The organism is Vreelandella neptunia (assembly GCF_034479615.1).
GTDB classification, from domain to species: domain Bacteria; phylum Pseudomonadota; class Gammaproteobacteria; order Pseudomonadales; family Halomonadaceae; genus Vreelandella; species Vreelandella neptunia.
Map to the genome: position 1 here is coordinate 126,874 of NZ_CP140255.1, position 22,549 is coordinate 149,422.

Sequence of the window (22,549 nt, forward strand, 5' to 3'; positions counted from 1 at the left end):
AACGGCTGTGCCACGTTCACTAAAGAAAGGTCCCTTCATTGACCTTCATCTTTTGAAGAAGGTAGAGGCTGCAGTGGAGAAGAACGACCGTAAACCGATCAAGACCTGGTCGCGTCGTTCTATGATCCTGCCCAATATGGTAGGCCTCACTATCGCGGTCCATAACGGTCGCCAACACGTCCCGGTGCACGTATCCGAGGAAATGGTTGGCCACAAATTGGGCGAATTCGCTGCTACCCGCACTTATCGTGGGCATGCGGCGGATAAAAAAGCCAAACGGTAAGCCAGAGAGGATTGAGAGATGGAAGTCACAGCTAAGCTGCTTGGCGCTCGTTTATCCGCCCAGAAGGCCCGTTTGGTGGCTGACCAGGTGCGCGGTAAACCTGTCGCCGAGGCACTCGACCTGCTGACCTTCTCACCGAAGAAGGCTGCCAAGCTGGTTAAGAAGGTGCTGCAATCCGCGATTGCAAACGCGGAAGAAAATAACGGCATGGATATTGACGAGCTGCGTGTCTCGACCATCTGCGTCGATGAGGGCATGACGCTCAAGCGTATCAAGCCGCGTGCCAAGGGGCGTGCGGATCGTATCTTGAAGCGCACGTGCCACATCACCGTCAAGGTAGCCGAGAAGTAGGAGTCGACCGATGGGTCAGAAAGTCAATCCAACAGGCATTCGACTGGGCATCGTCAAAGACCATGCTTCTGTCTGGTATGCTGAGCGCGGCGCTTACGCCGATAAGCTCAATAACGATCTCGAAGTGCGTAGCTTCCTGGAAGAGCGTCTTAAAAGCGCCTCTGTTAGCCGCATCCACATCGAGCGTCCGGCGAACAATGCCCGCATCACCATTCACACTGCCCGTCCGGGTATCGTGATTGGTAAGAAAGGTGAAGATGTCGACCGTTTGCGTCGCGATCTCACCCAGATGATGGGCGTTCCCGTGCATGTGAACATCGAAGAAGTTCGCAAGCCGGAGCTGGATGCCAAGCTAGTCGCTGCTAACGTAGCGGGTCAGCTTGAGCGTCGCGTCATGTTCCGTCGTGCTATGAAGCGCGCGGTACAGAACGCAATGCGTCTTGGCGCTGGTGGCATCAAGATTCAGCTGTCAGGTCGTCTTGGTGGCGCTGAAATCGCACGTACCGAATGGTACCGCGAAGGTCGCGTTCCGCTGCACACGTTGCGTGCGGATATCGACTACGCCACTTACGAAGCTCACACCACCTATGGCGTTATCGGCGTCAAAGTGTGGATCTTCAAGGGTGAAATTCTCGGCGGTATCGAGGAAGTACGTGCCAAGGCTAAGCAACAGCAGCCTTCCGGCAACGCGCCCAAGAAGAAAGGTTCCAGGTAAGGGGAGAGCGAGTCGATGTTACAGCCCAAGCGTATGAAATTCCGCAAGATGATGAAAGGCCGCAACCGTGGCCTGGCGCATCGCGGAAGCAAGATCAGCTTCGGGGAATACGGCCTTAAAGCTACTGGTCGCGGCCGCATCACTGCGCGTCAGATCGAAGCAGGCCGTCGTGCGATCACACGTCACGTAAAGCGTGGCGGTAAAATCTGGATCCGCGTCTTCCCTGATAAGCCGATCTCCAAGAAGCCGCTCGAAGTTCGTATGGGTAAAGGTAAAGGTTCTGTTGAGTACTGGGTTGCCCAGATCCAACCGGGTCGGGTCCTGTATGAAATTGAAGGCGTGTCGGAAGAGCTCGCTCGTGAAGCGTTTGAGCTTGCCGCACAGAAAATGCCCTTATCCACCACCTTTGCGAAACGGACGGTGATGTGATGAAAGCCCAGGAAATTCGTGAAAAGTCCGCAGGAGAGCTCCAGGAGCAACTCCTCGAACTCCTCCGCGAGCAGTTTAACCTGCGCATGCAGAAGGCCACTGGCCAACTGAGCCAGACTCATCTGCTCAAGCAGGTCCGCCGGGATATCGCCCGCGTTAAGACTTTGCTCAACGAGAAGGCAGGTGATTGAGATGGCCGAAGAAAACACAAAGCGTACGCTCACCGGTAAAGTGGTGAGCGATAAGATGGACAAGTCCATCGTCGTCATGATCGAGCGGCGCGAGCGTCACCCGATCTACGGAAAATACGTTAAGCGCTCCACCAAGCTGCACGCCCATGATGAGGCGAACCAGGCTAAGGCAGGCGATACGGTCTCTATTCAAGAGTGCCGTCCGCTTTCCAAGAAAAAAGCTTGGACGCTGGTCGAGGTGGTTGAACACGCCAAGGGTTAATCCCGAGGCTTGTCAATCAGTGCAGTCAGATTAGGTTTGGAGAAAACCGATGATTCAGACTCAGACAATGCTGGATGTCGCCGACAACAGCGGAGCGCGCCGGGTGCAGTGCATCAAGGTGTTAGGCGGTTCACACCGTCGTTACGCTCGCGTTGGTGATATCATCAAGGTCACGGTTAAGGAAGCGATTCCGCGTGGCAAGGTCAAAAAAGGCCAGGTGCTAAAAGCGGTCGTGGTCCGGACCCGTAGTGGCGTCCGTCGTCCCGACGGTTCGCTCATCCGTTTCGATGGAAATGCGGCAGTTTTGTTGAATAACACCAACGAACAGCCCATCGGTACCCGTATTTTTGGGCCGGTGACTCGTGAACTTCGTAATGAAAAGTTCATGAAGATCATTTCCTTAGCGCCTGAAGTGCTGTAAGGAGCGAGGCGGATATGCAAAAGATCAAACGTGACGATGAAGTCATCGTCATCGCCGGGAAGGATAAAGGCAAGCGTGGCACCGTTAAGCGGGTATTAGAAAACCGCTTTTTGGTGTCCGGTGTGAACATGATTAAACGTCACACCAAGCCAAATCCCATGGCGGGTAATCAGGGCGGTATCGTCGAGCGTGAGGCTCCGATTCACGCGTCCAACGTAGCCATCTTCAATTCGGAGACCGGTAAGGCGGATCGCGTCGGCTTCCAAGTGAAGGAAGACGGTACCAAGGTACGTATCTACAAGTCGACGCAGACGCAGATCGACGCCTAACGCGAGTCGGGTAGCAAAATGGCGAACTTGAAAGAACGTTATCAAAACGAGGTAGCAGCTCAACTCAAAGAAGAGTTCAGCTATGCCAACGTTATGCAGGTACCCCGGATCACGAAAGTGACTCTGAACATGGGTATCGGCGAAGCAGTCAACGATAAAAAGTTGATTGACAATGCCATCGGCGACCTAGAGAAACTCTCTGGTCAAAAACCGTTGGTGACCAAGGCACGTAAGTCCATCGCGGGCTTCAAGGTGCGCGAAGGTTGGCCAATCGGAATCAAGGTAACACTGCGCGCTGAGCGTATGTGGGACTTCTTGGACCGTTTGGTTTACATCGCGATTCCCCGCGTGCGTGACTTCCGTGGTCTCAACCCGAAGTCTTTCGACGGTCGTGGCAATTACTCCATGGGTGTGCGTGAGCAGATCATCTTCCCGGAGATCGAGTATGATAAAATCGATCGCATCCGGGGGTTGGACGTCACTATCACTACGACCGCCAAAACCGACGAGGAAGGTCGTGCGCTGCTAACCGCGCTGAACTTCCCGTTCAAGAAATAGGGGCGAGATCATGGCTAAGAAAAGTATGGTAGAGCGTGAGCTTAAGCGTACTCAGCTGGTCGCGAAGTATGCGACCAAGCGCGCTGAACTCAAGAAGATCATCTCAGACGTTAACACGACTGAGGAAGACCGCTTCGAGGCGACGCTGAAGCTGCAGCAACTGCCGCGCGACTCAAGCCCGGTGCGTCAGCGTAATCGCTGCCGTATCACCGGTCGTCCGCACGGTTTTTACAACAAGTTCGGCCTCGGCCGTAACAAGCTGCGTGAAGCCGCCATGCGTGGCGACGTTCCTGGGTTGAAAAAATCCAGTTGGTAACGCCACGTAGTATTATCAGGAGCGCACATTAAATGAGCATGCAAGACACTCTGGCGGATATGTTTACCCGTATCCGCAATGCGCAGATGGCCACCAAGGAGACGGCAACCATGCCGTCCTCCAAGCTGAAAGTGCAAGTGGCCCGAGTGCTAAAGGAAGAAGGCTACATTGCCGACTTTGCGGTAGCGGAGGGCGTTAAGCCCGAGCTAACCGTAACTCTCAAGTACTTTGAGGGTAAGCCGGTCATTGAGCACATTCAGCGGGTTTCCAAGCCGTCCCTGCGCCGCTACATGGGCAAGGACAACTTGCCTAAGGTTGCCGATGGCCTGGGTATCGCGATTGTCACCACATCCAATGGTGTCATGACCGATCGTGCCGCGCGCCAAGCGGGTGTCGGTGGCGAAGTCATCTGCACCGTATTCTAGGAGGCTGGAATGTCCCGCATAGCGAAATATCCGGTTAAAGTGCCTGCCGGCGTTGATATTAAAATCAATGCTGACCAGCTGACCGCCAAAGGCGGCCAGGGCACGCTATCTATGACCATCCACTCTGATGTAGTGGTCGGTCAGGAAGATGGCCAGCTGACCTTCGCCCCGAGCGAATCTGCCAAGAGCTGGGCAATGGCCGGTACTACCCGCGCCTTGGTTCAGAACCTGGTAACGGGCGTATCCGAGGGTTTTACACGGACTCTCGAAATTGTTGGCGTCGGTTATCGTGCCCAAGCTAAGGGCCAGACGCTCAATCTTTCACTGGGCTTCTCGCACCCGGTCGACTACGAACTGCCTGAAGGTGTGTCAGCGGAAACGCCGAAGAACACCGTTATCGTGCTGAAAAGCGCCGATAAGCAGCAGCTCGGCCAGTGCGCCGCGGAAATCCGCGCCTTCCGTCCCCCTGAGCCGTATAAAGGTAAGGGTGTTCGGTACGCCGACGAGCAGGTGCGTCGCAAAGAAGCCAAGAAGAAGTAAGGCAGGGTTATGAACGCGAAGAAAGAATCTCGTCTCCGTCGTGCCCGCCGCGCTCGCGCAAAGATCCGCGAGCTGGGCGTGTATCGCCTGTGCGTCAACCGTACCCCGCGTCACATCTATGCGCAGATTATCTCGCCGGATGGTGGCAAAGTGCTAGCCAGTGCTTCTACGCTGGACAAAGCACTGCGCGAGGGTGCGACCGGCAACTCAGATGCGGCCTCTAAAGTAGGTGCTCTGATTGCTGAACGCGCTAAAGAAGCAGGCATCACCCAGGTGGCCTTCGACCGTGCTGGCTTTAAGTATCACGGCCGCGTCAAGGCGCTGGCCGACGCCGCACGTGAAGGCGGCCTGGAATTCTAAAGGGTTTTACGATGGCGAAGAACGAACAGCAAAGCGGTGATCTGCAAGAGAAGTTAGTGCAGGTCAACCGCGTCGCCAAGGTGGTCAAGGGTGGTCGTATTTTCGGCTTCACCGCACTGACCGTCGTTGGTGATGGTAAAGGTCGTGTCGGTTTCGGTCGTGGCAAGGCGCGTGAAGTGCCGGTCGCAATCCAGAAAGCGATGGATCAAGCTCGTCGCAACATGGTCAAGGTGAACCTTGCTGGCCATACGCTGCAGTACCCGGTCAAAGCCCGTCACGGTGCTTCCAAGGTGTACATGCAGCCGGCCTCTGAAGGTACCGGTATCATCGCCGGTGGCGCCATGCGCTCTGTACTAGAGCTCGCCGGTGTCCACGACGTACTGGCCAAGTGCTACGGTTCCACTAACCCGGTTAACGTGGTACGAGCGACTGTTAAAGGTCTCTCCTCCATGCAAGCACCGGAAGACGTGGCCGCTAAGCGCGGTCTGTCTGTCGAAGCGATCACGGGGTAAGACACCATGGCAGCAACGATCAAGTTTACCCAGATCCGGAGCACCATCGGCATCATGCCCAAGCACAAAGCTACTATGAAAGGCTTGGGTCTGCGTCGCATCGGTCATACGGTTGAACTGGAAGACACCCCCGCCGTACGCGGCATGATCCACAAGGTTAACTACCTTGTGCGCGTTGAGGGAGAGTAATCCATGAAACTTAATAGCCTAAGCCCGGCTCCGGGCTCCAAACACGCTGCGAAGCGCGTTGGACGTGGCATCGGTTCCGGTCTTGGTAAGACCGGTGGCCGTGGTCACAAAGGTCAGAAATCACGTAGTGGCGGCAGTGTTAAGCCCGGTTTCGAAGGCGGTCAGATGCCTTTGCAGCGTCGTTTGCCGAAATTCGGTTTTACGTCTGCAAAATCTCTGGTCTCTGAAGAAGTACGCCTGGCTGAGCTGTCAAAAGTAGCCGGTGGCGAAGTCACCATGGCTACTTTGAAAGAAGCCAACGTGCTGAAGGACTCTACGCTACACGCGAAGATCATCCTTTCTGGCGAACTGAAAACGGCGGTTACCGTTCGCGGAATCAAGGTCACCAAAGGTGCCCGTGAAGCGATCGAAGCCGCTGGCGGCAAGGTAGAGGACTAAATGGCCAAGTCAGGAAACATGCCGGCGATGGGCAGCGGTCTGAGTGAACTGTGGGCGCGTTTGCGCTTCGTGCTCCTCGCCATCGTGGTGTACCGTATTGGTGCCCACATTCCCGTTCCCGGTATCAATCCTGACCAGCTTGCTGCCTTGTTTAGGGAGCAACAGGGCACCATCCTGGGCATGTTTAACATGTTCTCGGGTGGCGCCCTGGAGCGCATGAGCGTTCTCGCCCTGGGTATAATGCCCTATATTTCGGCGTCGATTATCATGCAGCTCATGACTGCGGTCTCCCCTCATCTTGAACAGCTCAAGAAAGAGGGTGAGGCTGGCCGCCGCAAGATTAGCCAGTACACCCGCTACGGCACGGTGATACTGGCTTTTGTCCAGGCTACCGGCATGTCCGTCGGTCTGGCTAGCCAAGGCATCGCGTACAGTGCTGACTTCAGCTTCTATTTCACCGCCGTGATTACCTTTGTATCGGGCGCGGTGTTTATGATGTGGCTAGGTGAGCAGATTACCGAGAAGGGCATCGGCAACGGTATTTCGCTGCTGATTTTCGCCGGTATTGTCGCTGGACTGCCCAGTGCCGTGGGCCAAGCCTTCGAGCTTGCCCGTAATGAAGGGGCCTGGAATGTTCTGCCGCTGTTAGCGCTGTCAGCGTTAGGTATTGCGACTGTCGCCTTTGTAGTTTTCATTGAGCGTGGCCAACGCCGTCTCAAAGTTAATTACCCTCGGCGGCAAGTGGGCAATAAGATGTATGCAGGGCAAAGTAGCTACCTGCCTTTGAAGGTCAACATGGCCGGTGTTATCCCGGCGATTTTTGCCTCCAGTATCCTGCTCTTCCCGGCCTCTATTGGCCAATGGGTAGGTGCCGGTGAAGGTATGGAGTGGTTGCAGCGTGCATCTCAGGCATTAGGCCCAGGTCAACCGCTTTACATCTTGCTTTTCGCGGCGGCAGTGGTATTCTTCTGCTTCTTTTACACAGCGCTGGTCTTCAACCCCAAGGATGTGGCTGACAATCTTAAAAAGTCAGGCGCTTTCCTGCCGGGCATTCGCCCCGGCGAGCAGACCGCTCGCTATATCGACAAGGTCATGACACGTTTGACCCTGTTCGGTGCCTTGTATATCACTGCGGTTTCCTTGATGCCCCAGTTCTTGATTGTGGCGTGGAACGTGCCGTTCTTTTTCGGCGGTACCTCGTTGTTAATCGTAGTCGTGGTCATCATGGACTTCATGGCCCAGGTGCAGTCGCATCTCATGTCGCATCAGTATGACTCAGTGATGAAGAAGTCCAACCTGAAAGGCTACGGTAGCGGCGGTATCATGCGCTGAGGCGCCGTCCACCCCTATTAAGTTAGAGAGGGCGCGCCGCGAGCCGGTTTTTGGAGAAAGATCGATGAAAGTTCGAGCTTCCGTAAAGAAAATGTGCCGTAACTGCAAGATCATTCGTCGCAATGGCGCTGTCCGCGTCATCTGCAGCGAACCACGGCACAAACAGCGCCAGGGTTAATAAGCCTGGGTTGTATTAAGCGGGTGCCAGCATACCCCTTGCCTTAGGGCAACTAAAGGGGTATGCTGTTGCGCCTTTTGTAGATGAATAAACGAGCAAGCCGCTCAAATTTCGGAGTAAGCTGATGGCCCGTATTGCAGGCGTCAATATCCCGGACAACAAGCATGCGGCGATCTCGCTGACCTATATCTTCGGGATTGGCCGTACCCGTGCTGAGCACATCTGTGCTGCAGCCGGTATCGCGCCTACTGCCAAGATCCAGGATCTGTCTTCTGAAGAAGTCGACACCCTGCGTTCTGAAGTTGGCAAGTACACCGTAGAAGGCGACCTTCGTCGTGATGTTACGCTTAACATTAAGCGTCTCATGGACTTAGGCTGCTACCGTGGTCTGCGTCATCGTCGTAGTCTTCCGCTGCGTGGTCAGCGGACCAAGACTAACGCGCGTACCCGTAAGGGCCCGCGTAAGCCGATCCGCAAATAACACGCACGTTCTGGCGTAAAGACAGGAATAGACATCAACATGGCTAACCCGCGTAGTAACCGTAAAAAGGTTAAAAAGCAGGTAGTGGATGCGATTGCGCATATCCATGCCTCTTTTAACAACACGATCGTGACGATCACAGACCGCCAGGGCAACGCTCTTTCTTGGGCGACTGCCGGTGGTTCGGGTTTTCGTGGTTCTCGCAAGAGCACCCCGTTCGCTGCTCAAGTGGCAAGCGAACGTGCAGCAACTGCTGCAGCCGAGTATGGTGTGAAAAACGTAGACGTACTGGTTAAAGGCCCAGGTCCCGGTCGTGAATCCGCCGTGCGCGCACTGAATGCCGCCGGCTTCCGCGTGCAAAGCATCGTAGACGCGACGCCCATTCCCCATAATGGCTGCCGTCCGCCGAAGAAACGCCGCGTTTAAGGAGACAGATTCATGGCTCGTTATATTGGACCGAAGTGCAAACTGTCTCGTCGTGAAGGCACAGACCTCTTTTTGAAGAGTGGTGTGACTCCCTTCGAGAAAAAGTGTAAATCCGAGCAGATCCCGGGTGTACACGGCCAGCGTCGTCAGCGTCTTTCAGACTACGGCTTGCAGCTTCGCGAGAAGCAAAAAGTACGTCGTATGTATGGCGTACTCGAAAAACAGTTCCGTAACTACTACAAAGAAGCCGCTCGCCTGAAAGGCGCGACTGGTGAAGTATTGTTGCAGTTGCTCGAATCCCGACTGGATAATGTCGTCTACCGCATGGGCTTCGGCTCGACTCGCTCTGAAGCGCGTCAGCTGGTCAGCCACAAGGCGATTTCCGTGAACGGCCGCACCGTTAACGTAGCTTCCTATCAAGTGAAGCCGGGTGACGTTGTTTCCATTCGCGAAAAGGCGAAAAACCAAGCACGTATTCAAAGCGCGTTGTCCATTGCGGCCAACCGTGGCGATATCGCTTGGATCGAAATCGACGCCAAGAAGATGGAAGGCACTTTCAAGGCTCTGCCTGAACGCGGTGACCTGTCTGCCGACATCAACGAAAACCTGATCGTCGAGCTGTACTCCAAGTAAGCAGTTTTCTGTTTCTTGTCGATCTGGTGCCGGTTTAACGCCCGCGCCAGATCGTACCGAGTACCAAGTATCCGTTTGGCAGCCTGAAAGGTGTTCATATGCAGCGTTCAGTGACAGAGTTTCTCCGTCCTCGCGACATCAAGGTCGAAGAAATCAGCGCACATCACGCCAAAATCGTACTCGAACCGTTCGAGCGTGGTTTTGGTCACACCCTGGGGAATGCACTGCGTCGCATTCTGCTTTCGTCTATGCCCGGCTGTGCCGTGGTAGAGGCTGAAATCGCCGGCGTCGAGCATGAATACAGTGCGCTCGAAGGGGTGCAGGAAGATGTCATTGAAATCCTCCTGAACTTGAAAGATGTTGCGATCAAGATGCACAGCCGCGATGAGGCGGTGCTCACGCTGAACAAGCAGGGCCCAGCCGTCGTCACCGCTGGCGACATTGCGCTTGATCATAGCGTCGAAATCGTCAACCCGGATCACGTCATTGCTCATGTCAATGAAGGTGCCGAGCTGAAAATTCAGCTTAAGGTAGCGCTGGGTCGTGGCTACGAGCCGGCTGACGCGCGCGGCTCTGATGAAGAGACACGTGCCATTGGCCGCCTGCAGCTGGATGCCACCTTCAGCCCTGTCCGCCGTGTTTCCTACTCGGTTGAAGCCGCTCGTGTAGAGCAGCGCACCGATCTTGATAAGTTGATTATCGATCTGGAAACCGACGGTACCCTGGATCCGGAAGAGGCTATCCGTCGCAGTGCGACCATCCTGCAAGAGCAGCTGGCCGCCTTCGTCGACCTGGAAGCTGATAAAGAGCAGGAAGTCGAAGAGGAAGAGGATCATGTCGATCCAATTCTATTGCGCCCCGTAGACGATCTTGAGTTGACCGTTCGCAGCGCGAACTGCCTAAAAGCCGAGAATATTTACTATATCGGTGATCTCATTCAGCGCACAGAAGTGGAGCTGTTGAAGACACCGAACCTCGGTAAAAAGTCTTTGAATGAAATCAAAGACGTATTGGCGGCGCGTGGCTTGTCCCTCGGTATGCGGCTGGAAAATTGGCCACCCGCTAGCCTGAAGGACGACAAGGCCTCCGCGTGAGCGTCGACTTGAGTCCCAGTTTGGTAAGGAATTACAACCATGCGTCATCGTAAGAGTGGTCGTCATCTGAATCGCACCAGCTCGCATCGTCAGGCCATGTTCAAGAACATGTCTGTCTCGCTGGTCGAACATGAAGTCATTAAGACAACCCTGCCGAAAGCCAAGGAGCTGCGTCGCGTTATCGAGCCGCTGATCACCTTGTCTAAGCAGGATAGCGTTGCAAACCGTCGTTTGGCATTTGCCCGCACGCGCTCTAAAGAAGCCGTCGGCAAACTGTTCAACGAACTAGGTCCGCGTTATGCCGAGCGTCCGGGCGGTTACGTCCGTATTCTCAAGTGCGGTTTCCGCACCGGCGACAACGCGCCTATGGCGTTCGTTGAGCTAGTTGACCGTCCGGTTGTTGAAGAAGCCGCTGCAGAAGAGTAATACTCTGCGCTGTGTTTCTTTGGTAGCGAATGAAAACCGACCCCTAAAGGGTCGGTTTTTTTTATGGGTGCATTAATCTTCTCTTTTTCTACGCTTAACTGCCTGTTAATCGCCTATACTCGGCTTATTATTAAACGTAGTGAGCGTTGCCATCCCGCCAGGGGGAGCCTTGCGCTGTATCGAGAGTGTGGCATGGTAGTGGCGCAGCGGCGGATTGGTTAAACAGCGATTAGAACCAGGCTTTGATAACAGGCAAGGGGCAGTTATGTATGCGAGGATAAAAAGCGCTGTCGGGGGAGCGTCGGCGATAGGGTTTTTGAGTATGCTAATGCTGCTCATACTCGCGACGGTTACCACGGCGCATGCCGACAACCCGCGTTACGCGGGTATCGTCGTGGATTTGGACAATGGCGAAGTGCTTTACGCCGAGAACATTGACGATCAGCGTTACCCTGCGTCGCTCACCAAAATGATGACGCTCTATCTCACTTTTGAAGCGTTAGAAGAGGGTACGCTGCGCTTGGATCAGCCCTTGCCGGTCTCCTCTTATGCGGCCGCCAAGCCTGCAGTCAAACTGTGGCTGGCGGCGGGTAGCTCTATCCCCGTGGATACCGCTATTCGCGCTCTCGCGGTGCGCTCTGCCAATGACGTTGCCGCGGTGGTCGCCGAAGCCTTGGGCGGCAGCGAAGCGCATTTTGCGCAAATGATGACCACCAAGGCACGCGAGCTGGGTATGCACGCCACTACCTTTCGCAATGCCTCCGGCCTGCCTGATGCCGGCCAGATAACCACCGCACGGGATATGCTGACGCTGTCGGTACGCGTAATGCAGGACTTTCCCCAGTATTACCACTACTTCGGCCTGCAAGAGTTTAGCTACCGGGGTACCCGGCATACCAGTCACAATCGTTTGGTGCGCGACTATCCAGGCGCCGACGGCCTAAAAACCGGTTTTATTCGCGCCTCTGGCTTTAACGTAGCCACTACCGCAGTGCGCGGTGATCGGCGTTTAGTGGGAGTCGTCATGGGTGGGTTCTCATCCCAGTCTCGGGATACCCATATGGCCAATCTGCTGGATCGTAGCTTCCTGCGTGCGTCGCTTCGGGATCAGCAAAGCTGGATGGGCGACACCAGCTTCTCGCGGGAATTTATGGCCTTTGAGCCACCTGCTCAGCCGGTTGCACCCCAGCAGCCTGCGCCACAGCAGCCCCTGCTAGCGGTGGTCGAAACTACATCGCCCTCGGCCAACGCCACCCCTTCAACGCCGTTGGTCGATCTTGACGAGCAGTTGGCTGATATTGCCACCATTCAGCGTCCCCCTCCCGAAAGCGAGGCACCTCAGCCCGACCCACTGCAAGCGTTCATTGAGCGCGAACGACAGCTGGCCTCTGCTAATGAAACAGGCGGTGGTTGGGGGGTTCAAGTAGGTGCCTTCAGTCGAGAAGCCCAAGCACGGCAGTTGGCGCAGCAAGCCGCTCAACGCATTGCCCAAAGTTTAGGTGGTCGTATTGCTGTGGACACCGTAGAGGGCCAAAGCCCGGTTTATCGCGCCCGGCTCATGGCGCTGGACGAGCAGAGAGCCCGTCAAGCCTGCCGCGAGCTGCACTCCCAAGGTATGGACTGCATGGTCGTTAACGCCAGCTTATAAGCGGGTGGGCTGTGATCACCCCGCCAATGGCTAATTGGCGGGGTTTTTCTTTTTTGGCACTTTATATTGACCAGTGAACAGGGAGATCGCGGTGACAACCTCGCTGAAAGGCATACTCTGCATGTGTTTGGGCGTTCTTTTTCTCGCCCTAGGCGACGCCGTTTCCAAGTGGTTAGGTGAAGTGCACTCGCCGCTGCAGATTATTTTCTTCCGTGCCTTGGTGTCGCTACCGTTGATTGCCCTGCTTGCCCATTTTGCCGGTGGATTACGCAAGCTGCGCACGAAACGGCCGGTCGTCCATTTACTGCGCGGCCTGATCTATACCGCCACCATGGTCTGTTTCGTATGGGGGCTGACGCTGCTACCCCTGGCAGAAGCCACGGCGATCGCCTTTGTGGCACCGCTGTTTGTGACCCTGCTTTCGGTGCCATTGTTGGGAGAGCGGATTGACCCACCGGTGCTGATTGCATCTTTAGTTGGTTTTGTGGGGGTACTGATCGTGGTGCGGCCCAACGGCGAGGCGTTTCAGGTGGGCGCGCTGGTATTAGTGGGCGCGGCGCTATTTTATGCGCTGATGATGATTACCGCCCGGCGCTACGGTGCCCGCGAACACCTCTGGGCAATGCTGTTTTATATGACCTGCGTGCCTCTGGTGGTGACCGCGCTAACGCTGCCCTGGGTGTGGCAAACACCTCACCCTTGGCACTGGGTAGGCTTTTTCGCCTCCGGCATCTTGGGCGTTGCGGCCACCGCTTTTATCACCTTGGCCTTTCGGTTTGCCCCTGCGGCCATCGCCGCGCCCTTTGATTACACCGCCATGCTCTGGGCGGTACTGTTGGGCTGGTGGTTTTGGGGTGAAATGCCAGATCTCTGGGTCTGGGTAGGCAGCGCCTTGATAATGGGCAGCGGGCTAGCGGTGGCGTATCACGACCGGCGCACGACCCTGAAACGTCGTCCAACGGCGTGACTATTTGATCTAGGTCACGGAAGCCGTGAGCTTGCCAAAACGACGGGGTTGGGCTGGTTATAATCCAGGCCTTTCATCGCAGCCCGCTGCGAGCCATCGTCCTGATCACGGTGACCGTCTATGCAAGCCCCCGAACGACTTAAGCAAGCTCCCGAACTCCTTTCCCCTGCCGGCACCTTTAAGAACATGCGTTATGCGTTTGCCTATGGGGCTGATGCGGTTTACGCGGGGCAGCCGCGCTACTCTCTCCGGGTGCGCAACAACGATTTTAAAATTGATAACTTACATCGTGGTATCGAGTACGCCCATGCCCGAGGCAAGCAGTTTTACGTGGCCTCCAACATTGCCCCCCACAACAGCAAGCTGAAAACCTACCTCCAGGATATGGCGCCGGTGATTGAGGCAAGGCCCGATGCGCTGATTATGTCGGATCCCGGCCTGATTATGATGGTGCGTGATCGCTGGCCGGAACAAGCCATCCACCTCTCGGTGCAATCGAATGTCGTCAACTGGGCTGCCGCCCAATTCTGGCAGCGGCAAGGTATCAGCCGCATCATTTTGTCCCGGGAGCTGTCACTGGAAGAGATCGGCGAAATACGCGAGCAGTGCCCAGGCTTAGAGATCGAAACCTTTGTCCACGGCGCACTGTGTATCGCCTATTCAGGGCGTTGCCTGCTGTCGGGTTACTTCAATCATCGCGATCCTAACCAAGGCACCTGCACCAACGCGTGTCGCTGGAAATACAACACCATAGCGGCAACCCACGATGACACGGGCGACTTAATAGCCGCCCAAGGCAGTGGTAGCGTAGCGGCCGACAGTCCAGACGAGCTCTCGGCCCTGATTGAAGACGTTTCCCGCCCTGGCAAGCTGATGCCTGTGTATGAAGATGAACACGGCACCTACATCATGAACTCCAAGGATCTGCGCGCGGTGCAGCATGTTGCTCGGCTGACGCAAATGGGCGTGGCATCGCTAAAGATTGAAGGGCGCACCAAGTCCCACTACTACGTCGCGCGTACAGCGCAAGTCTATCGGCAAGCCATTGATGACGCCGTCGCTGGGCGCCCCTTTAACAAACGGCTAATGGATGAACTTGAGAACCTGGCGAATAGAGGCTACACCGAAGGCTTCTATCAACGCCATGTGCACGGCGAGTTCCAAAGCTATGAGCAGGGGCATTCCATCGGCGTTCACCAGCAGTTCGTCGGTGAAGTGCTGGGGTTTGATCCGGCTCGTGGCAGGTTGGAAGTCGAGGTTAAAAACCGCTTTGAAGTGGGGGATGGTATGGAGCTTATGTTGCCAGGTGGCAATCACCGCTTCGTGCTCGAGCATATCGAGAATTTGCGAGGTGAATCGCAAAGCGCAGCGCCTGGCTCGGGGCATCGCGTTCGAATTCCCCTCCCCAAGGTCAGCATCACCCCTGAACAGCTTGAGTTTGCGCTGTTAATGCGTGATCTCGCGCCTTCCAGCGCAGCACAACCTGAATCGTTAGGGGTAGCGATCAGCTAAACGCATAAACGTCCATCGCAAGCACACCGTGCTCAACGCTGTGGTGCAGCTGTTTTGCGTCGCCTCCTGCCCCCATGGCCACCAGCAATGGCTGAAAGTGTTCAGGGGTCGGGTGGTTCTTCAGCGCGTTGGGTGCGCGCTCCCAGCTAAGCAACGCTTCACGATCGTTGGCGATAAGGCACTCGCTTACCCAAGTGGCAAACTCATCTACCCAGGCGGGCACAGGGCTCTCCTGGGGCATGATTTCATACAGGTTATGGGTCAGGCTGCCCGAGCCGATCACCAAAATCCCCTCTTCCCGCAGCGCCGACAGGCGCTCGCCCAGCGTGGCCAGCTCCGCATTGCTCCAGCGCACCGGAAGCGACAGCGAGACAACCGGCACATTGGCGTCAGGAAACATCAGTGAAAGGGGCACCCAGGCGCCGTGATCCAGGCCGCGCTCTACCCGCTCGGCGCCCAGTAACACGGCCAGTCGTTCGGCCAGTTCAGGTTCGCCAGGGGCGGGATACTGGCACTCGAAAAGCGCCCGAGGGAAGCCGCCAAAGTCGTGAATGGTTTCTGGCTTGGCGCTGGTGCTGACCTTAAGCGCCAGGCTCTCCCAGTGCGCTGAGACCACCACCACCGCCTTGGGCGCAAGCTGCCTGCCCAGTTCACGTAGAAAGGCATGAGCCGGGGTTTTATTGAGGGCCAGCATGGGCGAACCATGGGAAATAAACAGGCTAGGTAACATGAGTGAGTCTCCTCAGCAGCATGGCCAACGCTGGCGGTAAGCAAGCGCTGGCAATAGGGTTAGGTGATAGTTTTAGGTGATAGTGTTAGGTGAATCGGTTACTTAGCACCCAGCGGCCGCTGCCCAGGCCCGCTTGCACGATTAACGCCAGCGTCCAGAACACCGGAAATTCCCAACCGCCGCCGGCATTTGAGAACATCCAGCCGTTGCCAAGATGCACCCACGCAGCGCCAAGCAGTACCGGCACCAGGGCCAGGCTCACCCAGCGGGTATAAACACCCAGAATCAGGGCGGCGCCACCGCCTACTTCGGCAGCAATGGTCAAGTAAGCCAGAAACCCTGGTAAACCCAGTGATTCAAAATAGCCGACGGTGCCCGGCAGGGTAAACACAAACACCTTGAGCAAACCGTGGGCAAGAGCCATCACACCCAGTGCGACGCGCAGTAGTGAGATGGCCTGGGGTTGTAAAGAGTGCTGTACAGAGGGCTGTAGAGAGGGGGCAGAGTGAGTATGCGTTGTCATCGTAGTAGCTTCCATCGAGTGGTTGATAAAGCTACTTTACCGTCGAGTGAGCGTGAGATAATCAGCGTAATTTGCACATCACTGTTGCGTAATGGGCGACAATCCAATGTGCTGCTCCCAAACCGGCGGGTCGCCCCACGCTTCGGTGAGCAGGTCGATGAAGTGTTCAACCTTGGCGGGCAGGTAGCGCCGGGCGGGGTAGAGCGCATGAACATCGAGCAGCACCGCTGGCTCACTGGTCAAGATGGGCACTAAACGCCCGTTGGCGATACTCTCTGTGACCAGAAAACTGGGCTGCTGAGCGATGCCCAGGCCCGCTTCCGCGGCGTGGGTGAGTACATCGCCGTTATTGCTTTCCAGTGGGCCATTGACCGTCAATGACTGCGTGGCAATCTTCCAGTCAGCGCTCTGTTGGCCACTTCGATAGCGCAAGCAGCGGTGCTCGGCAAGGGCTTCAACGCTGCTGGGTTCACCGTGAGCGGCAAGATACGCCGGCGAGGCACAGAACAGCAGGCGGCAACGGGTCAGGCGGCGCGCCACTAGGCTGGAGTCAGGCAGGCTGCCGATACGGATCGCTATGTCGTAACCCTCTTCCAGCAGGTCGACACGGCGGTCGTTCAAATCCAGGCGCACTTCCAGCGCTGGGTGAGTGTGCATAAATTGCGCGACGAGTGGCGCTAGGTAGCGGGTACCAAAGCTCATCGGCCCATTCACGCGCAGCCGCCCGCGCACATCGCTGGTTCCTTGACCCACCTCGGCGGCTGCCTCATCAAGCGCTTGCAGGATCCCTTGGGCTCGGACTAGATAGCGTTCCCCAGCCTCAGTGAGATGGAGCCGTCGCGTGGTGCGTTGTATCAGTCGCGCACCCAATGCCTCTTCCAGTGCCATGACCTGGCGGGATACGCGAGTGCGGGAAATATCCAGCGCTTCAGCAGCGCGGGTATAGCTACCCAGCTCGGCTACCCGCACAAAAGCGGCGATATGCTCTAACTGATTCATGACGCCGAAGCGGCTTGGAAAACCTGAAAAGCGCGCGCTGCCTGGTAAGGATCGGGCTGACCACAAATAGCCGATATTACGGCTAAACCGTTTGCTCCTGCCCGCTGTACGCTAATCGCATGATCCGCTTTCAGTCCGCCAATGGCCACGCTGGGCAGTGGGCACGCCTTGACCAGCGCAGCCAAGCCACCAAAGCCGATGGGCTGGGCGTGATCCTGTTTGCTCTCGGTGGCAAACACCGGGCCAATCCCCACATAATCAAGCAGCTCAAACGGCGTGGCTTGCAGCTGAGTGATGGTATTGATCGACAGGCCGATAATTGCCTGTTCTCCTAACAAACGGCGCGCTTCCTGAACGGCGGCGTCGCTCTGGCCGACATGCAGGCCATCGGCCTGGCTTTCCAGTGCCACCTGCAAGCGGTCGTTAATGATCAGCGGGACACCGGTGCCCGCCAGAAGTGCTTTTAGCCGTTTGGCTTGGGCAATCATCTGTTCATCGCTGGCATGCTTGTCACGCAACTGCACGATGGTGACACCGCCTTTTACCGCTGCCTCGACCGTTTGTTCCAAGCCGTGGTCTCGGCAGAGCGCGGCATCGGTGACCAAATAGAGCGATAGATCAAGCGGCATGAATTGCCTCCAGCTGGGCATGAGTAGTGAGGTCATCAGGGGTGAGTTGATACAGCGCATCCAGCAGCGCCACTTGAAAGCTACCAGGCCCCTGGGCGTTAGCACCCGCCCGCTCACCCGCGACGGCAAAGCAGCCCAGCGCGGCTGCCGTTGCGCCCAGTGGGGCGTCGCGGTTGGCAGCCACAAAGCCTGCCACTAGCGCGCTCAGCCCACAGCCAAGGGTTGTTACGCGGGGCATTAAAGGGTGGCCACCGTTAATACGGTAGTGCCGTGCGCCGTCCGTTACCCAATCACTTTCGCCGGTCATCGCAACAATACAGCCGTGTTTTTGCGCTAATGCTACCGCGGCGTCCACGGCTTGGTCGGTGGCGGCGGTGGAATCCACGCCGCGGCCTTGGCTGGCTAAGCCATTAAGGGCAAGAATTTCAGACGCATTGCCGCGAATCACGCTGGGTTTAGCGGCCAGCAGCTTCGCGCACAGCGTTTGGCGATAGCGCGTGGCGCCAACGGCGACGGGATCTAATACCCAGGGAATATCATGTTGCTGGGCGGTCGCTGTGGCGGTCAGCATCGCATCGGCCCAGTGGGCAGAGATCGTGCCGATATTAATCGACAGCCCCGCGGAAATAGCCGTGAACTCCGCCACCTCTTCAGGCGCATGCAGCATGGCGGGCGAGGCGCCGGTGGCTAACAGCAGGTTGGCAGTGCTGTTCATGGCCACATAGTTGGTCATACAGTGAACCAGCGGGGTGACTGAGCGCAGCGTCTCAAGGTAATCGCCAAGCGAGCGTAGGGTCATAGCATCCTCCCGGCAGGGAGGTGGTAAGCGTTACCACGACTCCCTACGCCGGTGTTATCCGGTTCAGGTTCAAAGGGTGCTTCTCAGCCCACCCGTAACGGAGGGCGCCCCTGTCGAGGGATTACTATCCTTGCCTGAAGTAGCCCTGTAAAGCCCTCCTGCGCCATCGCACATCTCTTTATCGAGCGAAGGTTTACGCGAGGGCGCTGTTAACCCGTCCTTGGGCGCTACTTTCGCCATCCCTGGTCGAAAGACCCTCGCTTCAACCTTCCCTCGCTCCTGTATCGGATAAGTCGAATCTAACGAAACGAAATACGTGTACCGTAGGTAAGCATTTCATCAGGTGTCATCGCTTTACCCTCTACCCCAATCATCTCGTCACCGCACTGGTCGGCGAAAGTCAGCACGCCGTGGGTCAGGCCCAGTTGGCCCAGAGTGTCGCGGATTTCACCGGTGCCCAGAAAAGTACTGACGTGGCCTTTGTTGTCACTCAGGTCAGACACGCCGTTAGCGTGGTGAAAGCGCACTTTGTAAATTCCATCCATCGACTCGACTTCAACAATCGGCGAAAAACCGTTGTGAAGCGCATTGGCAAGCTGTTTCAGGGTCAGCTGGTCTCCCAGCGTCATATCAATCGCACTCATGGAAAGCTCCTGGTAGACGCCTCAAAGGTGGGGCATCACGCATGTTGCGGGGACTACTTTTGTAAAGCTTATGAATAATAAGTGTAGGGTTTTTGTTTAGTATTGCCAGCGCGCTTATCGGTGCCCCGATACGACACTGCCTACGTGCCTGTAAGGACTAGCATTATGGCAATAAAGCCCCCATGGTAAGCGGTATGTGAGGCTCAATAGAGTCAATGAACAGTATTAGCGAGAGGAGAGTGAAATGAGTTTTCAAGGCGAGCAGCATCCCGGCGTTGTGCCCGCGCCACCTCAGACCCAAGGGTTTCGTTTAAATCACACCATGCTGCGGGTAAAAGATCCTGAGCAGGCACTGGCGTTCTACTCCAAGGTGTTTGGTATGCAGGTGATGCGACGGCTGGATTTCGAAGAGATGCAATTCTCGCTCTACTTCCTAGCCAACCTTGAGCCCAGCGACAGCGTGCCGGAAGAGGCGCAAGCGCGTACCGCCTGGACGTTTAGCCAGAAAGGGCTGTTGGAGCTGACCCACAACTGGGGAACCGAAAACCAAGAAGATTTCGCCTATCACGATGGCAATGCCGAGCCCCAAGGCTTTGGGCATATATGCTTCAACGTGCCGGATTTGGCAGCGGCCCAGGCGTGGTTCGACGAGCACGACGTTACCTTCGTCAAGCGCGCCGATCAGGGCAAGATGAAAGATGTTATCTTCGTTAAAGACCCGGACGGCTACTGGATCGAAGTAATTCAAGCAGACCTGATGGTGGGTAAGAGCGACTCTTGAGGCACGCCAATGGCTGAACTACTGTTCCGATTGCGCCATGTGACCGATGAAGAGGCCATGGAGGTGCGTGACCTGCTGGCCGCCCATGGCTTTGATACCTACGAAACCCAGGCGGGCTTTTTCCGCCTGGGGGTCGATGCTATTTGGCTGCGCAACCCGCATCAGCACGACGCAGCCATCGCGGCGTTAGAGGCCTATCAGGCAGAGCGTCTTGAGCGCGCCCAGCGCGAGCACCAGGAGGCGGTTGAGCGGGGTGACGCCGAGACGCTGTGGCGTCGCTTGGCCGCTCATCCGCTGCAGGTCGTGCTAGTGCTGCTAGCCGTGGGGCTTATTGCCGCCCTTACGCTACTGCCATTCCTGGGCCTATCGCGCGCCTAAGCTGCGGGCAGGTGGCCGCGTTTGAGGTACATCATAACGCCATCATCACCGGCGGTGAGTGCCGGTGCCGCGCCGCTGGGGTAGCGACACCAGGTGCCTGCGGTGTAACTCTGTTCGCTATCGCTTAGCGTACCTTCCAGTATCAAAAACTCCAGTCCACCCCGCAGCGTAGGGTAGGTAATGGAGGTGCTCGCCGACCAGCGCTCCAGGCTGGTGCGCTCCTGCTTGTAGGTGTGCAGCATTTTATAGGCAATGCGCGGGCGTCGGTCTGGCTGCCAGGGCAGCCGGTGAGCAGGCACCGCCAGCTGTAGCGTGTCGTTGGGGTCAAACTGGTGCAGTTTGACAAAGATCAGCGCGCCTTCCTCGCCAATCTGCGGGGTATGGCCGGTGCCAATGGGGTTTCTCAGGTAGCTGCCCGCCGCATAGCGCCCATGCTCATCGGCAAACACGCCTTCCAGAACCAGAATTTCTTCGCCGCCGCCGTGGGTATGCCGCTCAAACTGCGTATTGGGGGCATAGCGCACAAGGCTAGTAGCGCGAGCAACTTCATCACCAATCCGGTCAAACATCATGCGCTCTACCCCCGCGCTGGGGGAGTCGACCCACTGATACTCTTCCGGGGTAACACAGGCAAAGTGGCTAAAATCGGCGTTTAGACGCATGGGAAAGGGCTCTTCGCAGTGAAGGTAAGTGACGGGGGAGGTTGCTAGTCTCCTTATCGACAGCAAAAAATGCAACTTTCGGTTGTTTGATCTCCGTTATATCGCCATAAAAAACACCCCAATCGTTGGATGGATGTCCAACGATTGGGGCGCAGTTCACGAAGGTGGCATCGGGTTGTCTGGCTGCTTGCTTAAGGCGCTTCAGTCAGCGCAGAAAGAATATGGTGTGCCGCTTCGATGCGCGCCTGATTGGGGTAGTTGCGGTTAGCCAACAGCACAATGCCGATTTGCTCGCTGGGTACAAAGGCCACGTAGTCACCAAAGCCGTTGGTAGCGCCCGTCTTGTTATAGAGCGCTTCCTGCCTGGGGGCTAGCGGTGGGGTTAAGCGGTTGACAGGGTTGGGCTGCAAAATCATCTCAAGCGAGTTGCCTGCCAGCAACTGATCGAGCGCCACCGGGTAGGCATAGCTTTCCCAGCCCAGGCCTTGGGTCATATTGCCGATCTCAAAGTAACCCGTGCGCGTAGCGGCCAAGGCTTGGCTTAGTGGCTCATTAAGCTCAGCACCACTCATATTGGCTTCCACCAGCGTGAGCACGTCCGCGGCAGTCGATTTCAATCCGTAGGCCTGGGCATCCAGCATGCCTGGGTTCACCCGGATGGGCTCATCCTCTTTAGAGTAACCATAGGCATAGTTCGCCTGCTGCGCCTCCGGCACCTGAAAGTAGCTATGCTCAAGCCCTAGCGGTGCGAACAGCACCTCCTCCATAGCCATCTCGAAGGGCTGACCAAGGCTTTGTGCGGCAAGATAACCGAACAGGCCCAGGCTTGGGTTGGAGTAGAGCCGGTGGCTGCCAGGGGTGGATTCAGGCTGCCACTGGCGGTAGTAGTCGATCATCGCCTCTTCACTTTGTACTGCGTCGGGAAACTGCAGTGGCAGCTCGCCCGCCGTGTAGGTGCCCAATTCCAGCAGCGTGATCTCATCGAAGGCGCTGTCTTTGAGTTCCGGCAGGTAGCGACTGGCCGGGTCGGAAAGCGAGAGTGCGCCGGTAGCCTGGGCATAGCCAGCGAGTGCAGCCGTGAAAATCTTGCTGATAGAGCCGAGTTCGAACAGCGTCTGATCGGTGACCGGAATCCCCGCCTCTTGATTGGCGAGACCATAATTAAAGTAGTGCTGCTGGCCATTAATGCTAAGCGCGACCGCCATGCCTGGAATACGATGCTCGGCCATCAAAGGCGCGATAGTATCGTTCACCAGCGCCTCAATGTCGGCGCTTTCAGGCGTGCCGGTGGCCCAAGCAGAACCGTTGAGTAGAAGCGAACCTGTCATGATAAGGCCGCAGTTTGCTGCTAACATCTTACGCATACCAAAATCCTGTTGTGAATAATG

At 56.6% G+C, this 22,549-nt stretch carries 36 protein-coding genes and 1 riboswitch; of the genes, 28 read left to right on the plus strand and 8 right to left on the minus strand.

From position 1 onward, the window contains the following. Positions 1 to 7 precede the first annotated feature (7 nt). The 26 genes from rpsS (at position 8) to trhP (ending at position 15,016) form a co-directional block, all read left to right on the plus strand. Positions 8 to 283, plus strand: coding sequence for a 30S ribosomal protein S19 (gene rpsS, locus SR894_RS00605; RefSeq protein ID WP_009098993.1), 276 nt, complete (start codon positions 8 to 10; stop codon positions 281 to 283). An 18-nt stretch (positions 284 to 301) separates the two neighbouring features. Continuing rightward, a complete protein-coding gene (gene rplV, locus SR894_RS00610) occupies positions 302 to 634 on the plus strand; it encodes a 50S ribosomal protein L22 (protein ID WP_007112002.1) in 333 nt (110 codons plus the stop codon). 10 nt (positions 635 to 644) lie between these two features. Beyond that, a complete protein-coding gene (rpsC, locus tag SR894_RS00615) occupies positions 645 to 1,349 on the plus strand; it encodes a 30S ribosomal protein S3 (RefSeq protein WP_133731698.1) in 705 nt (234 codons plus the stop codon). Between the two features lie 15 nt (positions 1,350 to 1,364). Continuing rightward, the gene (gene rplP / locus SR894_RS00620) at positions 1,365 to 1,778 is read left to right on the plus strand and encodes a 50S ribosomal protein L16 (protein WP_007112000.1); all 414 of its coding nucleotides are present in this window, start codon (positions 1,365 to 1,367) and stop codon (positions 1,776 to 1,778) included. After that, on the plus strand, positions 1,778 to 1,969 hold the full coding sequence (rpmC, locus tag SR894_RS00625) for a 50S ribosomal protein L29 (protein WP_007111999.1): 192 nt from the start codon (positions 1,778 to 1,780) through the stop codon (positions 1,967 to 1,969). Before rplP ends, rpmC begins: the two co-directional genes overlap by 1 nt. A gap of 1 nt (position 1,970) precedes the next feature. Continuing rightward, a complete protein-coding gene (rpsQ, locus tag SR894_RS00630) occupies positions 1,971 to 2,231 on the plus strand; it encodes a 30S ribosomal protein S17 (RefSeq protein ID WP_007111998.1) in 261 nt (86 codons plus the stop codon). A 49-nt stretch (positions 2,232 to 2,280) separates the two neighbouring features. Continuing rightward, positions 2,281 to 2,652: a 50S ribosomal protein L14 gene (gene rplN / locus SR894_RS00635; RefSeq protein WP_008959163.1), complete on the plus strand. Its 372-nt coding sequence runs from the start codon at positions 2,281 to 2,283 to the stop codon at positions 2,650 to 2,652. Positions 2,653 to 2,666: 14 nt separating this feature from the next. Further along, positions 2,667 to 2,981, plus strand: coding sequence for a 50S ribosomal protein L24 (gene rplX / locus SR894_RS00640; protein ID WP_007111996.1), 315 nt, complete (start codon positions 2,667 to 2,669; stop codon positions 2,979 to 2,981). 18 nt (positions 2,982 to 2,999) lie between these two features. Further along, entirely contained in the window at positions 3,000 to 3,539 is a 540-nt protein-coding gene (rplE, locus tag SR894_RS00645) for a 50S ribosomal protein L5 (protein ID WP_007111995.1), read from the plus strand. Positions 3,540 to 3,549: 10 nt separating this feature from the next. Continuing rightward, the gene (rpsN, locus tag SR894_RS00650) at positions 3,550 to 3,855 is read left to right on the plus strand and encodes a 30S ribosomal protein S14 (RefSeq protein ID WP_040479530.1); all 306 of its coding nucleotides are present in this window, start codon (positions 3,550 to 3,552) and stop codon (positions 3,853 to 3,855) included. Between the two features lie 32 nt (positions 3,856 to 3,887). Then, on the plus strand, positions 3,888 to 4,280 hold the full coding sequence (rpsH, locus tag SR894_RS00655; RefSeq protein ID WP_035582690.1) for a 30S ribosomal protein S8: 393 nt from the start codon (positions 3,888 to 3,890) through the stop codon (positions 4,278 to 4,280). A 9-nt stretch (positions 4,281 to 4,289) separates the two neighbouring features. Next, positions 4,290 to 4,820, plus strand: a complete 531-nt coding sequence (gene rplF, locus SR894_RS00660) for a 50S ribosomal protein L6 (protein ID WP_223288618.1) — start codon at positions 4,290 to 4,292, stop codon at positions 4,818 to 4,820. A 9-nt stretch (positions 4,821 to 4,829) separates the two neighbouring features. Next, a complete protein-coding gene (rplR, locus tag SR894_RS00665) occupies positions 4,830 to 5,180 on the plus strand; it encodes a 50S ribosomal protein L18 (RefSeq protein WP_008959159.1) in 351 nt (116 codons plus the stop codon). Between the two features lie 11 nt (positions 5,181 to 5,191). Beyond that, positions 5,192 to 5,692 (plus strand): 30S ribosomal protein S5, encoded by a 501-nt coding sequence (gene rpsE, locus SR894_RS00670; protein WP_007111990.1) that lies wholly within the window; start codon positions 5,192 to 5,194, stop codon positions 5,690 to 5,692. 6 nt (positions 5,693 to 5,698) lie between these two features. Next, the gene (gene rpmD / locus SR894_RS00675) at positions 5,699 to 5,881 is read left to right on the plus strand and encodes a 50S ribosomal protein L30 (protein ID WP_064235087.1); all 183 of its coding nucleotides are present in this window, start codon (positions 5,699 to 5,701) and stop codon (positions 5,879 to 5,881) included. Between the two features lie 3 nt (positions 5,882 to 5,884). Then, a complete protein-coding gene (gene rplO, locus SR894_RS00680) occupies positions 5,885 to 6,319 on the plus strand; it encodes a 50S ribosomal protein L15 (protein WP_133731696.1) in 435 nt (144 codons plus the stop codon). Continuing rightward, a complete protein-coding gene (gene secY, locus SR894_RS00685; protein WP_133731695.1) occupies positions 6,320 to 7,651 on the plus strand; it encodes a preprotein translocase subunit SecY in 1,332 nt (443 codons plus the stop codon). A gap of 64 nt (positions 7,652 to 7,715) precedes the next feature. After that, positions 7,716 to 7,829, plus strand: a complete 114-nt coding sequence (gene rpmJ, locus SR894_RS00690) for a 50S ribosomal protein L36 (RefSeq protein WP_008959154.1) — start codon at positions 7,716 to 7,718, stop codon at positions 7,827 to 7,829. 124 nt (positions 7,830 to 7,953) lie between these two features. Then, on the plus strand, positions 7,954 to 8,310 hold the full coding sequence (gene rpsM, locus SR894_RS00695) for a 30S ribosomal protein S13 (protein WP_022520863.1): 357 nt from the start codon (positions 7,954 to 7,956) through the stop codon (positions 8,308 to 8,310). 39 nt (positions 8,311 to 8,349) lie between these two features. Next, entirely contained in the window at positions 8,350 to 8,736 is a 387-nt protein-coding gene (rpsK, locus tag SR894_RS00700) for a 30S ribosomal protein S11 (RefSeq protein ID WP_007111985.1), read from the plus strand. A gap of 12 nt (positions 8,737 to 8,748) precedes the next feature. Beyond that, a complete protein-coding gene (rpsD, locus tag SR894_RS00705; protein WP_008959152.1) occupies positions 8,749 to 9,369 on the plus strand; it encodes a 30S ribosomal protein S4 in 621 nt (206 codons plus the stop codon). A gap of 98 nt (positions 9,370 to 9,467) precedes the next feature. Then, positions 9,468 to 10,463, plus strand: coding sequence for a DNA-directed RNA polymerase subunit alpha (locus SR894_RS00710; RefSeq protein ID WP_064235085.1), 996 nt, complete (start codon positions 9,468 to 9,470; stop codon positions 10,461 to 10,463). 39 nt (positions 10,464 to 10,502) lie between these two features. Continuing rightward, complete coding sequence (rplQ, locus tag SR894_RS00715; protein WP_008959150.1) at positions 10,503 to 10,889, plus strand: 50S ribosomal protein L17; 387 nt, start codon at positions 10,503 to 10,505, stop codon at positions 10,887 to 10,889. Between the two features lie 322 nt (positions 10,890 to 11,211). Further along, positions 11,212 to 12,537 (plus strand): D-alanyl-D-alanine carboxypeptidase family protein, encoded by a 1,326-nt coding sequence (locus tag SR894_RS00720; protein WP_133731694.1) that lies wholly within the window; start codon positions 11,212 to 11,214, stop codon positions 12,535 to 12,537. A 91-nt stretch (positions 12,538 to 12,628) separates the two neighbouring features. Then, positions 12,629 to 13,504: a DMT family transporter gene (locus SR894_RS00725; RefSeq protein WP_244286535.1), complete on the plus strand. Its 876-nt coding sequence runs from the start codon at positions 12,629 to 12,631 to the stop codon at positions 13,502 to 13,504. Between the two features lie 120 nt (positions 13,505 to 13,624). Next, positions 13,625 to 15,016: a prephenate-dependent tRNA uridine(34) hydroxylase TrhP gene (trhP, locus tag SR894_RS00730; RefSeq protein WP_133731693.1), complete on the plus strand. Its 1,392-nt coding sequence runs from the start codon at positions 13,625 to 13,627 to the stop codon at positions 15,014 to 15,016. Here trhP and SR894_RS00735 read toward each other — a convergent pair. The 6 genes from SR894_RS00735 to SR894_RS00760 all read right to left on the minus strand — a co-directional run bounded on the left by SR894_RS00735 (position 15,009) and on the right by SR894_RS00760 (position 19,340). After that, positions 15,009 to 15,746 carry a DODA-type extradiol aromatic ring-opening family dioxygenase gene (locus tag SR894_RS00735; RefSeq protein WP_133731692.1) on the minus strand — a complete coding sequence of 246 codons (738 nt, stop codon included), beginning with the start codon at positions 15,744 to 15,746 and terminating at the stop codon, positions 15,009 to 15,011. The two genes, trhP and SR894_RS00735, sit on opposite strands and share 8 nt — an antisense overlap. A gap of 85 nt (positions 15,747 to 15,831) precedes the next feature. Continuing rightward, complete coding sequence (locus SR894_RS00740) at positions 15,832 to 16,269, minus strand: DoxX family protein (protein ID WP_244286534.1); 438 nt, start codon at positions 16,267 to 16,269, stop codon at positions 15,832 to 15,834. Positions 16,270 to 16,347: 78 nt separating this feature from the next. Beyond that, complete coding sequence (locus SR894_RS00745; RefSeq protein WP_133731690.1) at positions 16,348 to 17,268, minus strand: LysR family transcriptional regulator; 921 nt, start codon at positions 17,266 to 17,268, stop codon at positions 16,348 to 16,350. Further along, a complete protein-coding gene (gene thiE, locus SR894_RS00750; RefSeq protein WP_133731689.1) occupies positions 17,265 to 17,897 on the minus strand; it encodes a thiamine phosphate synthase in 633 nt (210 codons plus the stop codon). The genes SR894_RS00745 and thiE overlap by 4 nt, the downstream gene beginning before the upstream one ends. After that, a complete protein-coding gene (gene thiM, locus SR894_RS00755; RefSeq protein ID WP_133731688.1) occupies positions 17,887 to 18,696 on the minus strand; it encodes a hydroxyethylthiazole kinase in 810 nt (269 codons plus the stop codon). Before thiM ends, thiE begins: the two co-directional genes overlap by 11 nt. A 23-nt stretch (positions 18,697 to 18,719) precedes the next feature. Then, positions 18,720 to 18,818, minus strand: a riboswitch (TPP riboswitch). A gap of 177 nt (positions 18,819 to 18,995) precedes the next feature. Beyond that, positions 18,996 to 19,340: a hypothetical protein gene (locus tag SR894_RS00760; protein ID WP_071695015.1), complete on the minus strand. Its 345-nt coding sequence runs from the start codon at positions 19,338 to 19,340 to the stop codon at positions 18,996 to 18,998. 244 nt (positions 19,341 to 19,584) lie between these two features. Here SR894_RS00760 and gloA point away from each other — a divergent pair, with 244 nt between their 5' ends. Beyond that, on the plus strand, positions 19,585 to 20,121 hold the full coding sequence (gloA, locus tag SR894_RS00765) for a lactoylglutathione lyase (protein ID WP_133731687.1): 537 nt from the start codon (positions 19,585 to 19,587) through the stop codon (positions 20,119 to 20,121). Between the two features lie 9 nt (positions 20,122 to 20,130). Further along, on the plus strand, positions 20,131 to 20,499 hold the full coding sequence (locus SR894_RS00770) for a DUF6164 family protein (RefSeq protein WP_133731686.1): 369 nt from the start codon (positions 20,131 to 20,133) through the stop codon (positions 20,497 to 20,499). Here SR894_RS00770 and SR894_RS00775 read toward each other — a convergent pair. Next, positions 20,496 to 21,161 (minus strand): cupin domain-containing protein, encoded by a 666-nt coding sequence (locus tag SR894_RS00775; protein ID WP_133731685.1) that lies wholly within the window; start codon positions 21,159 to 21,161, stop codon positions 20,496 to 20,498. The genes SR894_RS00770 and SR894_RS00775 overlap by 4 nt on opposite strands. Positions 21,162 to 21,352: 191 nt before the next feature. Beyond that, positions 21,353 to 22,525, minus strand: coding sequence for a class C beta-lactamase (ampC, locus tag SR894_RS00780; protein ID WP_133731684.1), 1,173 nt, complete (start codon positions 22,523 to 22,525; stop codon positions 21,353 to 21,355). Positions 22,526 to 22,549: the final 24 nt, after the last annotated feature.

What these genes read in the sequence shown, in the direction of transcription:
- rplV (WP_007112002.1), top strand. Translation starts at nt 302, where the DNA reads ATGGAAGTCACAGCTAAGCTGCTTGGCGCTCGTTTATCCGCCCAGAAG.
- rpsC (WP_133731698.1), top strand. Translation starts at nt 645, where the DNA reads ATGGGTCAGAAAGTCAATCCAACAGGCATTCGACTGGGCATCGTCAAA.
- rplP (WP_007112000.1), top strand. Translation starts at nt 1,365, where the DNA reads ATGTTACAGCCCAAGCGTATGAAATTCCGCAAGATGATGAAAGGCCGC.
- rpmC (WP_007111999.1), top strand. Translation starts at nt 1,778, where the DNA reads ATGAAAGCCCAGGAAATTCGTGAAAAGTCCGCAGGAGAGCTCCAGGAG.
- rpsQ (WP_007111998.1), top strand. Translation starts at nt 1,971, where the DNA reads ATGGCCGAAGAAAACACAAAGCGTACGCTCACCGGTAAAGTGGTGAGC.
- rplN (WP_008959163.1), top strand. Translation starts at nt 2,281, where the DNA reads ATGATTCAGACTCAGACAATGCTGGATGTCGCCGACAACAGCGGAGCG.
- rplX (WP_007111996.1), top strand. Translation starts at nt 2,667, where the DNA reads ATGCAAAAGATCAAACGTGACGATGAAGTCATCGTCATCGCCGGGAAG.
- rplE (WP_007111995.1), top strand. Translation starts at nt 3,000, where the DNA reads ATGGCGAACTTGAAAGAACGTTATCAAAACGAGGTAGCAGCTCAACTC.
- rpsN (WP_040479530.1), top strand. Translation starts at nt 3,550, where the DNA reads ATGGCTAAGAAAAGTATGGTAGAGCGTGAGCTTAAGCGTACTCAGCTG.
- rpsH (WP_035582690.1), top strand. Translation starts at nt 3,888, where the DNA reads ATGAGCATGCAAGACACTCTGGCGGATATGTTTACCCGTATCCGCAAT.
- rplF (WP_223288618.1), top strand. Translation starts at nt 4,290, where the DNA reads ATGTCCCGCATAGCGAAATATCCGGTTAAAGTGCCTGCCGGCGTTGAT.
- rplR (WP_008959159.1), top strand. Translation starts at nt 4,830, where the DNA reads ATGAACGCGAAGAAAGAATCTCGTCTCCGTCGTGCCCGCCGCGCTCGC.
- rpsE (WP_007111990.1), top strand. Translation starts at nt 5,192, where the DNA reads ATGGCGAAGAACGAACAGCAAAGCGGTGATCTGCAAGAGAAGTTAGTG.
- rpmD (WP_064235087.1), top strand. Translation starts at nt 5,699, where the DNA reads ATGGCAGCAACGATCAAGTTTACCCAGATCCGGAGCACCATCGGCATC.
- rplO (WP_133731696.1), top strand. Translation starts at nt 5,885, where the DNA reads ATGAAACTTAATAGCCTAAGCCCGGCTCCGGGCTCCAAACACGCTGCG.
- secY (WP_133731695.1), top strand. Translation starts at nt 6,320, where the DNA reads ATGGCCAAGTCAGGAAACATGCCGGCGATGGGCAGCGGTCTGAGTGAA.
- rpmJ (WP_008959154.1), top strand. Translation starts at nt 7,716, where the DNA reads ATGAAAGTTCGAGCTTCCGTAAAGAAAATGTGCCGTAACTGCAAGATC.
- rpsM (WP_022520863.1), top strand. Translation starts at nt 7,954, where the DNA reads ATGGCCCGTATTGCAGGCGTCAATATCCCGGACAACAAGCATGCGGCG.
- rpsK (WP_007111985.1), top strand. Translation starts at nt 8,350, where the DNA reads ATGGCTAACCCGCGTAGTAACCGTAAAAAGGTTAAAAAGCAGGTAGTG.
- rpsD (WP_008959152.1), top strand. Translation starts at nt 8,749, where the DNA reads ATGGCTCGTTATATTGGACCGAAGTGCAAACTGTCTCGTCGTGAAGGC.
- SR894_RS00710 (WP_064235085.1), top strand. Translation starts at nt 9,468, where the DNA reads ATGCAGCGTTCAGTGACAGAGTTTCTCCGTCCTCGCGACATCAAGGTC.
- rplQ (WP_008959150.1), top strand. Translation starts at nt 10,503, where the DNA reads ATGCGTCATCGTAAGAGTGGTCGTCATCTGAATCGCACCAGCTCGCAT.
- SR894_RS00720 (WP_133731694.1), top strand. Translation starts at nt 11,212, where the DNA reads ATGCTAATGCTGCTCATACTCGCGACGGTTACCACGGCGCATGCCGAC.
- trhP (WP_133731693.1), top strand. Translation starts at nt 13,625, where the DNA reads ATGCAAGCCCCCGAACGACTTAAGCAAGCTCCCGAACTCCTTTCCCCT.
- SR894_RS00735 (WP_133731692.1), bottom strand. Translation starts at nt 15,746, where the DNA reads ATGTTACCTAGCCTGTTTATTTCCCATGGTTCGCCCATGCTGGCCCTC.
- SR894_RS00740 (WP_244286534.1), bottom strand. Translation starts at nt 16,269, where the DNA reads ATGACAACGCATACTCACTCTGCCCCCTCTCTACAGCCCTCTGTACAG.
- SR894_RS00745 (WP_133731690.1), bottom strand. Translation starts at nt 17,268, where the DNA reads ATGAATCAGTTAGAGCATATCGCCGCTTTTGTGCGGGTAGCCGAGCTG.
- thiE (WP_133731689.1), bottom strand. Translation starts at nt 17,897, where the DNA reads ATGCCGCTTGATCTATCGCTCTATTTGGTCACCGATGCCGCGCTCTGC.
- thiM (WP_133731688.1), bottom strand. Translation starts at nt 18,696, where the DNA reads ATGACCCTACGCTCGCTTGGCGATTACCTTGAGACGCTGCGCTCAGTC.
- SR894_RS00760 (WP_071695015.1), bottom strand. Translation starts at nt 19,340, where the DNA reads ATGAGTGCGATTGATATGACGCTGGGAGACCAGCTGACCCTGAAACAG.
- gloA (WP_133731687.1), top strand. Translation starts at nt 19,585, where the DNA reads ATGAGTTTTCAAGGCGAGCAGCATCCCGGCGTTGTGCCCGCGCCACCT.
- SR894_RS00770 (WP_133731686.1), top strand. Translation starts at nt 20,131, where the DNA reads ATGGCTGAACTACTGTTCCGATTGCGCCATGTGACCGATGAAGAGGCC.
- SR894_RS00775 (WP_133731685.1), bottom strand. Translation starts at nt 21,161, where the DNA reads ATGCGTCTAAACGCCGATTTTAGCCACTTTGCCTGTGTTACCCCGGAA.
- ampC (WP_133731684.1), bottom strand. Translation starts at nt 22,525, where the DNA reads ATGCGTAAGATGTTAGCAGCAAACTGCGGCCTTATCATGACAGGTTCG.